This is a genomic window from Streptomyces kryoterrae, assembly GCF_054072135.1.
On the sequence record NZ_CM133358.1, the window covers coordinates 4,527,340 to 4,539,872 of the forward strand.

The 12,533-nt window shown below is 70.8% G+C and carries 12 protein-coding genes; 8 read left to right on the forward strand and 4 right to left on the reverse strand.

From position 1 onward, the window contains the following. Positions 1–16: 16 nt before the first annotated feature. Entirely contained in the window at positions 17–538 is a 522-nt protein-coding gene (locus ACW4TU_RS19365) for a cysteine hydrolase family protein (RefSeq protein WP_457429177.1), read from the reverse strand. Between the two features lie 129 nt (positions 539–667). On the opposite strand from ACW4TU_RS19365, the gene ACW4TU_RS19370 reads away from it, so the two are divergent. Continuing rightward, entirely contained in the window at positions 668–1,240 is a 573-nt protein-coding gene (locus ACW4TU_RS19370) for a TetR/AcrR family transcriptional regulator (protein ID WP_457429179.1), read from the forward strand. Positions 1,241–1,285: 45 nt separating this feature from the next. Here ACW4TU_RS19370 and ACW4TU_RS19375 read toward each other — a convergent pair whose 3' ends face one another. After that, a complete protein-coding gene (locus tag ACW4TU_RS19375) occupies positions 1,286–1,696 on the reverse strand; it encodes a Fur family transcriptional regulator (RefSeq protein ID WP_457429180.1) in 411 nt (136 codons plus the stop codon). A gap of 313 nt (positions 1,697–2,009) precedes the next feature. Between ACW4TU_RS19375 and katG the strand changes: the two genes are divergently transcribed. Beyond that, positions 2,010–4,238, forward strand: coding sequence for a catalase/peroxidase HPI (katG, locus tag ACW4TU_RS19380; protein WP_457429181.1), 2,229 nt, complete (start codon positions 2,010–2,012; stop codon positions 4,236–4,238). A 99-nt stretch (positions 4,239–4,337) separates the two neighbouring features. Next, positions 4,338–5,042, forward strand: a complete 705-nt coding sequence (locus ACW4TU_RS19385; protein WP_457429182.1) for a pyridoxine/pyridoxamine 5'-phosphate oxidase — start codon at positions 4,338–4,340, stop codon at positions 5,040–5,042. Here ACW4TU_RS19385 and ACW4TU_RS19390 read toward each other — a convergent pair. Next, positions 5,020–5,703, reverse strand: coding sequence for a GNAT family N-acetyltransferase (locus ACW4TU_RS19390; RefSeq protein WP_457429184.1), 684 nt, complete (start codon positions 5,701–5,703; stop codon positions 5,020–5,022). The two genes, ACW4TU_RS19385 and ACW4TU_RS19390, sit on opposite strands and share 23 nt — an antisense overlap. Beyond that, positions 5,703–6,179: a Zn-ribbon domain-containing OB-fold protein gene (locus ACW4TU_RS19395; protein ID WP_457429186.1), complete on the reverse strand. Its 477-nt coding sequence runs from the start codon at positions 6,177–6,179 to the stop codon at positions 5,703–5,705. The genes ACW4TU_RS19390 and ACW4TU_RS19395 overlap by 1 nt, the downstream gene beginning before the upstream one ends. Before the next feature lie 188 nt (positions 6,180–6,367). Between ACW4TU_RS19395 and ACW4TU_RS19400 the strand changes: the two genes are divergently transcribed. The 5 genes from ACW4TU_RS19400 to ACW4TU_RS19420 all read left to right on the forward strand — a co-directional run bounded on the left by ACW4TU_RS19400 (position 6,368) and on the right by ACW4TU_RS19420 (position 12,483). Next, complete coding sequence (locus ACW4TU_RS19400) at positions 6,368–7,549, forward strand: flavin-containing monooxygenase (RefSeq protein ID WP_457429188.1); 1,182 nt, start codon at positions 6,368–6,370, stop codon at positions 7,547–7,549. A gap of 171 nt (positions 7,550–7,720) precedes the next feature. Then, positions 7,721–9,994: an acetate--CoA ligase family protein gene (locus tag ACW4TU_RS19405; RefSeq protein ID WP_457429190.1), complete on the forward strand. Its 2,274-nt coding sequence runs from the start codon at positions 7,721–7,723 to the stop codon at positions 9,992–9,994. 31 nt (positions 9,995–10,025) lie between these two features. Then, the gene (locus tag ACW4TU_RS19410; protein ID WP_457429192.1) at positions 10,026–10,886 is read left to right on the forward strand and encodes an enoyl-CoA hydratase/isomerase family protein; all 861 of its coding nucleotides are present in this window, start codon (positions 10,026–10,028) and stop codon (positions 10,884–10,886) included. A gap of 67 nt (positions 10,887–10,953) precedes the next feature. Further along, positions 10,954–11,583, forward strand: coding sequence for a flavin reductase family protein (locus ACW4TU_RS19415; protein ID WP_457429193.1), 630 nt, complete (start codon positions 10,954–10,956; stop codon positions 11,581–11,583). 153 nt (positions 11,584–11,736) lie between these two features. Then, positions 11,737–12,483, forward strand: coding sequence for a nucleotidyltransferase domain-containing protein (locus ACW4TU_RS19420; RefSeq protein WP_457429195.1), 747 nt, complete (start codon positions 11,737–11,739; stop codon positions 12,481–12,483). The last annotated feature ends 50 nt before the right edge of the window (positions 12,484–12,533 follow it).

The window sequence follows — 12,533 nt, forward strand, 5'->3', positions numbered from 1 at the left end:
GGCCCAGCGGTTCACGTCACACACGCAGCTCGGGGATCTCGTCCGCCGGCAGGACGTCGGCGATGCGCCACAGCCCGATCCAGCTCTTCGGGGCGACCGACTCGTCGAGCAGTACGGCGTTGACCTCGGGGTCGGGGTCGTCGCAGGCGTCGGCGCAGACGGTGACCTTGAATCCGGTGTCGACCGCCCACCGGGTGGTGGACAGCACGGTCCCGGAGGTGGCGACGCCCGCGACGACGAGCCGGCCGACACCGGCGGCCTCCAGCAGCTCACGGAGGTCGGTGGTGGCGAAGGCGCTGAAGCTGGTCTTCGTCAGCACGGTCTCGCCCTCGGCGGGGGCCAGCAGGGGGTGTATCTGCTCGCTCATGCCCTGCGGGACGACATGGAAGACGGGCAGCCCGGCCGTACGGGCGGCGGCGAGAGCGTGTGCGGCGCGCTCGGCGACGGAGGGGTCGTGGCTGAAGTTGTCGACGATGTAGGTGGCGTAGTCGAGGGAGAGGAACGCGGTGCGGGTGGCGGGGGCGTCAGGGGTGGCCACGGGGTTCTCCTTAGGGGGCAGGGCGCGCGGCTAGAATCGGAGAGTGCGCCCCGGTTGTCCACACCGTACCGGAGACAGCGCCCCGTTTACCTGTTTCACGACCTGTTTCACGACGATGGAGACCCGGAGATGGCCACAGAGAACCGGCCCCTGCGCGCCGACGCCCGCCGCAACCGGGACCGGCTGCTGGCTGTGGCGCGGGAGGCGTTCGCCACCGAGGGGCTCTCGGTGTCGCTGGACGAGATCGCGCGCCGGGCGGGCGTGGGGCCGGGCACGCTGTACCGGCACTTCCCCACGAAGGAGGGCCTGTTCGAGGCGGTGGTCCACGAGCGCCTCGACCCGCTCCTCACCGAGGCCCGCGCCCTGCGCGACGCGGACGACCCGGGCGCGGCACTGTTCACGGTGCTCGACCGGCTGGTGACGGACGCGGTGACGAAGGCGGACCTGATCGACGCGATCGCCCACGCGGGCCCCGAGGTCCGGGCGACGGTCGACGCCACCTCCGCCGACCTCCACCGCGTGATCGGCCACCTGCTGACCCGCGCCCAGTCCGCCGGCACGATCCGCGCCGACATCGGCATCGCGGACCTGATGGCGATCCTGTCGGGCATCCTGCTGTCCCTGCGCCACCGGGCGAACGCGGGGGCGGATCCCCGACTGGCCCTGACGGTGCTGTGCGACGGGCTGCGAGCGGGGCACTGACGCCGTACCGCTCGCAACACCCGCAACACCCGTACCGCCGTACCGCTACACGCAGGACCCGCACAGCCCCCGATAGGTGACCTCCACCTGGGACACCGTGAAGCCGAAGCGCTCCTCCGCGGGGAGGTCCGCCAGGGGGTCGCCGGCGGGGTGCACGTCCCGGATCATGCCGCAGTTCGAGCAGATCAGGTGGTGGTGGGGGTGGTGCGCGTTCGGGTCGTAGCGCTTGGCCCGGCCGTCCGTCGCGACCTCTATGACCTCCCCGAGGGAGACCAGCTCGCCCAGGGTGTTGTAGACGGTCGCCCGGGAGATCTCCGGCAGCCGCTGGGCCGCGCGGGCGTGCACTTCGTCGGCCGTGTAATGGACGTGTTCGCCGTCGAGGACCTCCGCAACGACACGCCGCTGGGAAGTCATCCGCCAGCCGCGCCCACGCAGTCGCTCCAGCAGGTCGCTCATATCGTTCACCTATTCAGGTTCGGTGGAATACACGGATTTTACCAGTGGACGTCCGGGTTCCGATAGGATATGGATTTGTCACACTTCTTGACTTGGACATTGTCCATTGTAGGATGGCTCACGGCGATGGCCAAGGGAGCCAAGGGACAGGAAGAGACTCCAGTGCGGCACCAGCGCGGCAGGAGACAGAAGAGACGCGACGGCGTGTGTGACCTCCTCCACGTGCCGACCGTCCCCCCACCCCCCAGTTTCTGAGAACGCAGTTCGTGAGCAGTGAGCAGCACCGAGATCTGCCCCGTCCGGAAGGATTCCCATGTCTGAGAACCATGATGCGATCGTCACCGACGCGAAAACCGAGGGCACGGGTGGCTGCCCGGTCGCGCACACGCGCGCCCCGCACCCGACCCAGGGCGGCGGTAACCGCCAGTGGTGGCCCGAGCGTCTGAACCTGAAGATCCTCGCGAAGAACCCCGCGGTCTCGAACCCGCTGGGCGAGGAGTTCGACTACGCCGCCGCGTTCCAGACCCTCGACCTTCCTGCCGTCAAGCAGGACATCACCGCGGTGCTGACCGACTCCAAGGACTGGTGGCCGGCCGACTTCGGGCACTACGGCCCGTTCATGATCCGGATGGCCTGGCACAGCGCGGGCACCTACCGCATCAGCGACGGCCGCGGTGGCGGCGGCGCCGGTCAGCAGCGCTTCGCCCCCCTGAACAGCTGGCCGGACAACGGCAACCTCGACAAGGCCCGCCGTCTGCTGTGGCCGGTCAAGAAGAAGTACGGCCAGAACCTCTCCTGGGCCGACCTCATGATCCTCGCGGGCAACGTGGCCCTGGAGTCGATGGGCTTCGAGACCTTCGGCTTCGGCGGCGGACGCGCGGACGTGTGGGAGCCCGACGAGGACGTGTACTGGGGTCCCGAGAAGGTCTGGCTCGACGACGAGCGCTACACCGGCGACCGTGAGCTGGAGGAGCCCCTCGGCGCCGTCCAGATGGGCCTCATCTACGTCAACCCCGAAGGCCCCAACGGCAACCCGGACCCGCTCGCCTCGGCCCGCGACATCCGTGAGACGTTCCGCCGCATGGCGATGAACGACGAGGAGACCGTCGCCCTCATCGCCGGTGGCCACACCTTCGGCAAGACCCACGGCGCTGGCCCGGCCGACGCCGTGGGCGACGACCCCGAGGCCGCCCCGATCGAGCAGCAGGGCTTCGGCTGGAAGAGCACGTACGGCACCGGCAAGGGCGGCGACGCGATCACCAGTGGCCTCGAGGTCACCTGGACGAGCACGCCGGCCCAGTGGAGCCACGGGTTCTTCAAGAACCTCTTCGAGTACGACTACGAGCTGACCACCAGCCCGGCCGGCGCCAAGCAGTGGGTCGCCAAGGACGGCGCCGGTGCGGGCACCATCCCGGACGCCCACGACGCGTCGAAGTCCAAGCCCCCGATGATGCTGACGACCGACCTCGCACTCCGGTTCGACCCGGCGTACGCGGAGATCTCCCGTCGCTTCTACGAGAACCCGGACCAGTTCGCGGACGCCTTCGCCCGCGCCTGGTACAAGCTGACCCACCGTGACCTGGGCCCGGTCGTCCGCTACCTCGGCCCCGAGGTCCCGTCCGAGACGCTGCTGTGGCAGGACCCGCTGCCCGCGGTCACTCACGAGCTCGTCGACGCGGCGGACGTCTCCGCCCTCAAGGCGCAGATCCTCGCCACCGGCCTCACGGTGTCCCAGCTGGTCTCCACCACCTGGGCGGCCACCTCCTCCTTCCGCGGCAGCGACAAGCGCGGCGGCGCCAACGGTGCCCGCATCCGCCTCCAGCCGCAGGCCGCCTGGGAGGTCAACAGCCCGGACGAGCTCGCCACGGTGCTGCGCACCCTGGAAGGCGTACAGGAGTCCTTCAACGCCGCGCAGTCCGGCGGCAAGCAGGTCTCGATCGCCGACGTGATCGTCCTCGCGGGTGCCGCGGGCATCGAGAAGGCGGCCAAGGACGCCGGCTTCGACATCGAGGTTCCTTTCACGCCGGGCCGCGTGGACGCGACGCAGGAGCAGACGGACGTCGAGTCCTTCGCCGCCCTGGAGCCGACCGCCGACGGGTTCCGCAACTACCTCGGCAAGGGCAACCGTCTGCCGGCCGAGTACCTGCTGCTCGACAAGGCAAACCTGCTCAACCTGAGCGCCCCCGAGCTGACCGTCCTCGTCGGCGGCCTGCGCGTCCTCGGCGCCAACTACCAGGGCTCCTCGCACGGCGTCTTCACCGACACCCCCGGCAAGCTGACGAACGACTTCTTCGTCAACCTGCTCGAACTGGGTACGGAGTGGACGGCGACGTCCGAGGACCAGAACACCTTCGAGGGCCGCGACGCCTCGGGCCAGGTCAAGTGGACCGGCACCCGTGCCGACCTGGTCTTCGGCTCCAACTCCGAGCTGCGCGCGGTCGCGGAGGTCTACGCGAGCGACGACGCCAAGGAGAAGTTCGTCAAGGACTTCGTCAAGGCGTGGGTCAAGGTCTCGAACGCGGACCGCTTCGACCTCGTCTGATCCCAGAGACCGGTTGAGTCATGACGTCCAGGTCGGCCCGTACGGTACGGGTCGGCCTGGACGTTTTTCGTCTGTACGCCTCCACCGATACTCGTCCCCATGCCACCTTCTGCTTCTGCTGCTTCTTCTTCCGCGCGACCGGAACCCGATCTCCACGCCCTGCTCAGGACCCTGCGGGTGTGGTCCCCCGAGGTCACCAGCCTCCCGGCCTTCGACCCGGATACGGCCCCCGCCGATCCGCTCCCCCTCTTCACCACCTGGTTCGCGGAGGCGGTGGCCGCCGGACAGCCCGAGCCGCACACCATGTCCCTGGCCACGTCGGACACCGACGGCCTGCCCGACGTACGCACCGTGATGCTGCACGGCGCGGACCCCGACGGCTGGTCCTTCGCCTCGCACTCCGGGAGCAGCAAGGGCCGGCAACTGGCGGCGCGCCCCTACGCGGCGCTCCACTTCTACTGGCCGGCACTGGGCCGCCAGATCCGGCTGCGGGGCCCCGTGGAGTCCGCCCCCTCCCCCGAGGCACAGGCCGACCTGCACGCCCGCTCGACGGGAGCACTGGCCGCCGCGCTGACCGGCCGCCAGAGTGAGGTACTGGGCTCGGTGGCCGAGTTGGCGCGCGTCTCGCAGGAGGCCTGGGAACAGGCGCAGCGCGAACCGAGCACCCCCGCACCGACCTGGACCCTGTACCGCCTGCGCCCGGACGAGGCCGAGTTCTTCCAGGGCGACGCCCAGCGCCGCCACGTACGGCTCAAGTACCGCCGTACAGAAACGGGTTGGCTCAGGGAGTTGCTGTGGCCGTAGGCGTGGCAGCTTCCTGATCCGGGTCCGGCCAAGGGGCCGGATCAGGGACCGGCTCCGGCTCAGGCTCCGGGTCCTGGGCGATCCGTCCGTGCAGGTGCACGTCCCGGAAGACGTCCTGGCGGTGCTCCTCGAACATCGCGCCTCGCAGGGTCCCCTCGTACCGGAAGCCGCAGCGTTCGGCGACGCGGCAGGAGGCGTCGTGGCCGATGGCGTGGCCGAGTTGCAGGCGGTTCAGGCCGAGGACGTCGAAGGCCCAGCGCGTGCCGAGGGCGAGGGCGCGGGTGGCGACGCGTCTGCCGCGGGCCTCGGGGAGGACCCAGTAGCCGATGTGGGCGTCACGCATGAAGGGGTCGATGTCGTTGACGCCCAGGTGGCCGAGTATCGCGCCGGTGACGACGTCCGTGACGCAGAAGGACACCCGGGTGCCGTCCACCGCGGTCCCGGAGCGGGTGCCGAGGGAGTCGCGGGCGCTGGCGAGGTCGGTGACCGGCTTCATCGGGGTGTTCCAGCGCTGGAAGTCCGGGTCGGTCAGCCCGCGCAGCCATGCGTCGACGTCGGTTTCGGACTCCGCGCGCCACTGCCGTAACCGGAGTCCGTGACCGAGCAGCTCGGGAAACTCGGGGACGTCGTGGGCGTGGGACCGCTCGTGAATGTGGGCCATCAGTCCATTGAAGCCCGTACGGCTGTACGACTCCCACTCCGCGGACGGAATACGGGCACACCCTCCCGAAATGCCACCTCCAGCCCCATCCCGACCCGCAGTTCGCCTTCCGTTCCGTCCACGACCTCCGTCATCATCCGCGGCCCCTCGTCGAGGTCGACGACAGCGGCCACGTACGGCGTGCGCTCCCCGAAGGGCGGCAGGTCGTTGCGGTGCACGACGGACCAGGTGTAGAGCGTGGCCAGTCCGCTCGCGGTCTCCCACACCACGTCCTCGCTCCAGCAGTACGGGCAGAACTCACGGGGATAGTGATGAGCGCGCCCACACCCCCCACAGCGCCGCAGGAGCAGCCGCCCCTCGGCCGCCGCGTCCCAGTAGGGCCGCGTGAAGGCGTCGATCTCGGGGATGTCGAACCGGCCGCTGTCCGTACCGCTGTCCGTACTCCTGCCCGCGCCCCTGTCCGTGCCCATGCTCATGCCCACGGCCCCCTGACGACTTTCCGTATCTGACGGTACGTCAGTTCAGTATGGCCTCACCAGGCCCCCACAACCAGGCCTCCCGCGCCACCGGCCCCGCCCGTCTCCCCCACAGCCGTGATCAATCCGCAACCAATTCCGAGCTTGACCGATACCTATCAAGTAACGACGCGCATACGCTCAGGCGCATGACCGACTCCTCGACAGCGCCTTTGACCACGACTTCTCCGGCCCCCGTGTACGTCATCGGCGGCGGACCCGGTGGTCTCGCCGTCGCGTACGCGCTGCGGGCCCAGGGCGTACGGGCCGTCGTGCTGGAGCGGGGCGACCAGGTCGGGTCGTCCTGGCGGCGGCACTACGACCGGCTGCGTCTGCACACCACCCGGCGCCTGTCCTCGCTGCCGGGGCTGGCGATGCCGCGCTCCTTCGGGCGGTGGGTGGCGCGGGACGACGTGGTCCGATACCTCGAGAAGTACGCCGAGTACCACGAGCTGGAGGTCGTCACCGGCGTCGAGGTGTCCCGGGTCGAGCGGACCACCGACGGCACCGGCTGGCTGCTGCACGCCACCGGTGGGCGCGAGCTGACCGGCAGCGCGGTCGTCGTCGCCACCGGGACCAACCACACCCCCCGGATCCCCGAGTGGCCCGGGCGCGACACCTACCGCGGTGAACTGCTGCACGCCGGCCAGTACCGCAACCCCGAGCCCTACGCCGGCCGTGACGTCCTCGTCGTCGGGATCGGCAACACCGGTGCCGAGATCGCCGTCGACCTGGTGGAGGGCGGGGCCTCGCGGGTACGGCTGTCGGTGCGCACCGCTCCGCACATCGTGCGCCGGTCCACGGCCGGCTGGGCGGCCCAGTTCACGGGCATCGCCGTACGACGGCTGCCGGTGCGCCTCGTCGACCGGCTCGCCGGGCCGATGGCCAAGGTGAGCGTGCCCGACCTGTCCGCCCACGGACTGCCCCGCCCCGACACCGGGCTGTACTCCCGGGTGACCGCCGGCTCGATCCCCGTCCAGGACGTCGGCCTCATCGACGCCGTGCGCAAGGGGCGGGTCGAGATCGTGGCCGCCGTCGAGGGGTTCGAGGACGGCAAGGTCGTCCTCGCCGACGGCGAGCGCCTCGAACCGGACGCCGTCATCGCCGCCACCGGCTACCTCCGGGGCCTGGAAGGCCTCGTCGGCCACCTCGACGTACTCGACGCACGCGGCAAGCCGCTCGTCCACGGGGCCCGTTCCCCGAAAAACGCGCCAGGGCTCTTCTTTCACGGCTACGCCAACCCCATTAGCGGCATGCTCCGCGAACTCGCGATCGACGCGGTGCGCATCGCGAAGGCGGTCGCCCGGCAGCAGTCCGTCGCCGCGAAGTAGACAGACCTCGTACGGTCCGCACCCCCGCCGCCCACGGATCGGCCACCGGCTCGGCCGAGCCGTGGGCGAACGTGGCAAAAGTTCCTCGCACGCCGGTTCCTGACGGAGTGTCAGTTCAGTAACCTGACACTGCGTCAGTTAATTGGCTGTCACACAGGATCGGGTGGACCGATGCTTGGATCAACCCACGGCACCCTCACCACCGACTCCCGCCGGGCCCGGGTCATCGCCTGCGGCGAGCAGCCCTCGCCGGTCGTGCACGGCAGGCCCGCCGATGTCGACGACCTCGACGTCAGCGGCCGGCCGCTGTACGCCGGCGTGCCCGATCTCGACCGCTTCTTCCGGCCCGAGTCCCTGGCGGTGGTCGGTGCCTCGGACGCCGAGGGGCGGCCGAACACCGGTATCACCCGGCAGTTGCTGGCGTGGGCCGAGCGGGTCGGTGCCCGGCTGCACCCGGTGCACCCGACCCGCGAGGCCGTCTTCGGGATACCCTGCTTCCCCTCCGTCGCCGACCTGCCCGAGCAGATCGATCTCGCCGTGCTCCTCGTCGCCGACCCCCTTCCCGTGGTCGAGCAACTCGCCGAGGCCAAGGTGAAGTTCGCCGTCGCCTTCGCCTCCGGGTTCGCGGAGACCGGTGAGGCGGGCGCGGAGGCACAGGCCCGCCTGTCCGCAGCCGTCCGCCGCTCCGGCATCCGTCTGCTCGGCCCGAACACCAACCTCAACGCCTTCGAGAACTTCCGCGAGGACCTCGACGGCCCGGCGATCGCCCTGATCACCCAGTCCGGCCACCAGGGCCGCCCCGTCTTCGCCCTCCAGGAACTCGGCATCCGCCTCTCCCACTGGGCCCCCACCGGCAACGAGGCCGATCTGGAGACCGCCGACTTCATCTCGTACTTCTCCGAACGGCCCGAGGTGGGCGCCATCGCCTGCTACGTCGAGGGCCTGAAGGACGGCCGCTCCTTTCTCCTCGCCGCCGACCGGGCCGCCCGGCGCGGAGTGCCTGTCGTCGCGGTCAAGGTGGGCCGCACGGAGACCGGCGCCCGCACGGCCGCCTCCCACACCGGCAAACTGACCGGCGCCGACACGGTGGTGGACGCGGCGATGCGGCAGTACGGAGTGATCCGCGTCGACGGACTCGACCAACTCCAGGACACCTCAGCCCTGTTGGCCCGCGCCCGCCGCCCGCTCGCCGACGGGGTCGCCGTCTATTCGATCTCGGGCGGCACGGGGGCGCACTTCGCGGACCTGGCGACCGAGGCCGGGCTGAACCTGCCGCAGCTGTCCGGCGCCAAGCAGGCCGAGCTGCACGAGTGGATACCCGGCTACCTGAACGTGGCCAACCCCATTGACAGCGGCGGGCATCCGGTCGGCGACTGGCGTGGCCGGAAGATCATCGACGCGATCCTCGCCGACCCGGCGGTAGGCGTCCTGGTCTGTCCCATCACCGGGCCCTTCCCCCCGATGAGCGACAAGCTCGCGCAGGATCTCGTGGACGCGGCCGAGCAGACGGACAAGCTGGTGTGCGTGATCTGGGGCTCGCCGGTCGGCACGGAGCCGGCGTACCGCGAGACGCTCCTCGGCTCCTCCCGCGTGGCGACCTTCCGCACCTTCGCGAACTGCGTGACCGCCGTGCGCGCCCACCTCGACCACGCCCGGTTCACCGCCTCCTACCGCTCCCCCTTCGACGAGGCACCGCGCACCCCGTCGCCCAGTTTCCGCAAGGCGCGGGCGCTGATGCGGCCGGGCGAGGCGCTGAGCGAGCACGCCGCCAAGCTGCTGCTGCGCGCGTACGGAATCCGGGTGCCGCGCGAGCAGTTGGTGACCAGCGCGGCGGCGGCCGTCCGGGCGGCGGGGCTGGTGGGCTACCCGGTGGTGATGAAGGCGTCGGGCGGCCAGATCGCGCACAAGACGGAACTCGGGCTGGTGAAGATCGGGCTGACCTCGGCCAGCCAGGTCCGCGACGCCTACCGCGAGCTGACCGACATCGCCCGCTACGAGGGCGTGGACCTGGACGGCGTACTCGTGTGCCAGATGGTCGAGCGGGGCGTCGAGATGGTCGTCGGCGTCACGCACGACGACCTGTTCGGCCCGACGGTGACGGTGGGGCTCGGCGGGGTGCTCGTGGAGGTGCTCCAGGACACCGCCGTACGCGTGCCGCCCTTCGGCGAGGTCCAGGCGCGGGACATGCTGACCGAGCTGCGCGGGCGTGCCCTGCTCGACGGGGTCAGGGGGCGCCCCCCGGCCGACCTGGACGCGCTCGTCGAGGTCGTCATGCGGGTGCAGCGCATGGCGCTGGAACTCGGGGACGAGCTGGCGGAGCTCGACATCAATCCGCTGATGGTGCTGCCCAGGGGGCAGGGCGCGGTGGCGCTGGACGCGCTGGCGGTGTGCGGACCTGGTCCGGACGGCCGGCACGGCACGGACGTGAACCAGCCGCCGCTCTAGCCACCACCACAGGAAACGGAGCAGCACCCACATGACGACCTCCTCCCCCGAAGAATCCAGCACGCCGGAAATTCCGACAGAGCCGGAAAAATCCGCCTTGTCGGCTGATTCATTGGTACTGCACGCCACTGACAATCAGGTCTCGTGGATCACCCTCAACCGCCCCGAATCCCTCAACGCCATCACGCCTGACCAGCGAGAACGCCTCATCCAACTTTTTTCGGACGCCTCCGCCGACCCCGCCGTACGAGCCGTCGTCCTCACCGGCACGGGCCGCGGCTTCTGCACGGGCGCGGACCTGCGGGGTGGGCAGGCCGCCGGGGAGCGGATCGCCGGTGACGTGGCCCGCGTCATCCGGCTCGGCGCCCAGCGCCTGATCTCCGCCGTCCTCGACTGCGAGAAGCCGGTCATCGCGGCGGTGAACGGCACGGCGGCCGGCCTCGGCGCCCACCTGGCCCTCGCCTGCGACCTGGTCCTGGCCGCCGAACAGGCCCGGTTCATCGAGGTGTTCGTGCGCCGGGGTCTGGTCCCGGACGGGGGCGGCGCCTATCTGCTCCCGCGCATGGTCGGCCCGCAGCGCGCGAAGGAACTGATGTTCTTCGGCGACGCGCTGACCGCCCCGGACGCCGAGCGCCTGGGCCTGGTGAACCGGGTCGTTCCGGCCGAGGACCTGCACAAGACGGCCCGCGACTGGGCGGAGCGCCTGGCCGCCGGTCCGACCCGCGCCCTGGCCCTCACCAAGCAGTTGGTCAACGCCTCCCTCGACTCCGACCGCGCGACCGCCTTCGCCGCCGAGGCCGCCGCCCAGGAGATCAACATGACGACGGCGGACGCGCGGGAAGGGGTCGCGAGCTTCGTGGAGCGGCGGAGTCCGCGTTACAGCGGGAGCTGACTGCTCTGCGGGGCTTCACTTCTGACGATCCGTCAGTTCCAATGGACGTATGTTGGGACAAGCGGGAATGGCGGCAGCTGCCGTCCGGTATCTCAGGTCTGCCGGGGCGCCGACAGTGGCGCCCACCGTCGCGGACCCCGTCGAGGCGCTGCCCCGGCCGGACTTACGGGCGGTCGGCGAGGACGAGCGGGCGCCGGTCGCCCCGGCCGAGTTCCGGCGCGTACTGGGGAACTTCGCGACCGGCGTCACCGTCGTCACCGCACCGGCCGCCGCAGGCGAGAACGCCCCCGCCGGCTTCGCCTGCCAGTCCTTCGCCGCCCTCTCCCTCGACCCGCCCCTCGTCGTCTTCATGGTCGGCCGTACGTCGAGGACGTGGCCGCTCATCGCGCGCGCCGGTGTCTTCTGCGTCAACGTACTGGGCGCCGGGCAGGGCGAGTTGTGCCGCGGCTTCGCGAGGAGCGGCGCGGACAAGTTCGCGGGGGTCGGCTACGACGCGGCCCCGGTCTCCGGCTCCCCGCGCCTCACGGGTGCCGCTGCCTGGATCGACTGCACGATCCACGCGGTGCACACGGGAGGCGACCACTTGATCGTCGTAGGGCGGGTGGAGGGGCTGGGGACGGGCGAGAACGAAGGCGCGCCGCTGCTGTTCCATCGGGGACTGTTCACTCAGCCCCGGGGCGACCAGGACAGTCCCTGACGATCGTCGGCCTCTACAACGACGTGTCCTCGGCGGCGCGGGGCGCATGCGGGGGCGGCACGGTTTCGGCACCGGGACGACACGGTCGGGTGCCGATCCGGTCCGCGTGGAAACCCGGTCGCTGTTGGTCAGGGCTCCTGGAAGCATTCCGCCATGCACACGGATCCCGTCGACCAAGCGCGACGTCTCGCCCACGAACGCTTCCCCGACGCGCTCACCGTGATCCTTGCCGGGTCGACGGCTGCCGGACGGGCCACCGCGCACAGCGACTTGGACATGGCGGTCCTCATCGGGGACGGTGGCGAGACCCACCGGGAGACGATTCGGTTCGAGGGACGGGTCGTGGAGCTCTTCGTCCACACCCGTGCCGGTCTCGTCGAGCTCTTCGCAGCGGACCTTGCCTCACGTCGTGCGGTCATGCAGAGCATGTATGCCGCCGGTCTCGTGCTCGTCGATACCGACGGTGAGGCCCGGCGGGCACAGGCCCTGGCTGAAGCGGACCTCCGAAAGGGGCCGCCGGCGCTGGCACCGGAGACGGTCGAGACGAAGAGGTACGGGCTGACGGACGCGCTGGACGATCTCGCTGACGCGGGCGACCGCATCGAGCGTCTGGCAGTGGGCGGGTTCGTGCTCAACACAGCGGCCGACCTGCTCTGCGACCACCGCCACGCCTGGATCGGCGGCGGGAAGTGGTTGCCGCGACGTCTTCTGGAGGCAGACGCGGAGTTTGGGGCCGCCCTGCTGGAAGGGCACCTGTCCTTGTGCGGGTCGGGAGACCCGGCGCTCCTGACCGGCGCGGCATCGGCGATCCTCGACCTGGTCGGCGGGCCTCTCCGCGAGGGCTATCGCCGGACCTGGCATGGCGTCATTGAATCGGCTGCGGCTGCTGCCGGGCGTTGACGGGGCGGACTCCCTGCTCCCCGGGATCGCCTCAGCCCACACCGCGCCTG

Bases quoted from the DNA above. Each gene is read 5' to 3' on its own strand.
- katG (WP_457429181.1), top strand. From the start codon at position 2,010: ATGTCTGAGAACCATGATGCGATCGTCACCGACGCGAAAACCGAGGGC.
- ACW4TU_RS19395 (WP_457429186.1), bottom strand. From the start codon at position 6,179: ATGAGCATGGGCACGGACAGGGGCGCGGGCAGGAGTACGGACAGCGGT.
- ACW4TU_RS19370 (WP_457429179.1), top strand. From the start codon at position 668: ATGGCCACAGAGAACCGGCCCCTGCGCGCCGACGCCCGCCGCAACCGG.
- ACW4TU_RS19410 (WP_457429192.1), top strand. From the start codon at position 10,026: ATGACGACCTCCTCCCCCGAAGAATCCAGCACGCCGGAAATTCCGACA.
- ACW4TU_RS19390 (WP_457429184.1), bottom strand. From the start codon at position 5,703: ATGGCCCACATTCACGAGCGGTCCCACGCCCACGACGTCCCCGAGTTT.
- ACW4TU_RS19415 (WP_457429193.1), top strand. From the start codon at position 10,954: ATGGCGGCAGCTGCCGTCCGGTATCTCAGGTCTGCCGGGGCGCCGACA.
- ACW4TU_RS19420 (WP_457429195.1), top strand. From the start codon at position 11,737: ATGCACACGGATCCCGTCGACCAAGCGCGACGTCTCGCCCACGAACGC.
- ACW4TU_RS19375 (WP_457429180.1), bottom strand. From the start codon at position 1,696: ATGAGCGACCTGCTGGAGCGACTGCGTGGGCGCGGCTGGCGGATGACT.
- ACW4TU_RS19405 (WP_457429190.1), top strand. From the start codon at position 7,721: ATGCTTGGATCAACCCACGGCACCCTCACCACCGACTCCCGCCGGGCC.
- ACW4TU_RS19385 (WP_457429182.1), top strand. From the start codon at position 4,338: ATGCCACCTTCTGCTTCTGCTGCTTCTTCTTCCGCGCGACCGGAACCC.
- ACW4TU_RS19400 (WP_457429188.1), top strand. From the start codon at position 6,368: ATGACCGACTCCTCGACAGCGCCTTTGACCACGACTTCTCCGGCCCCC.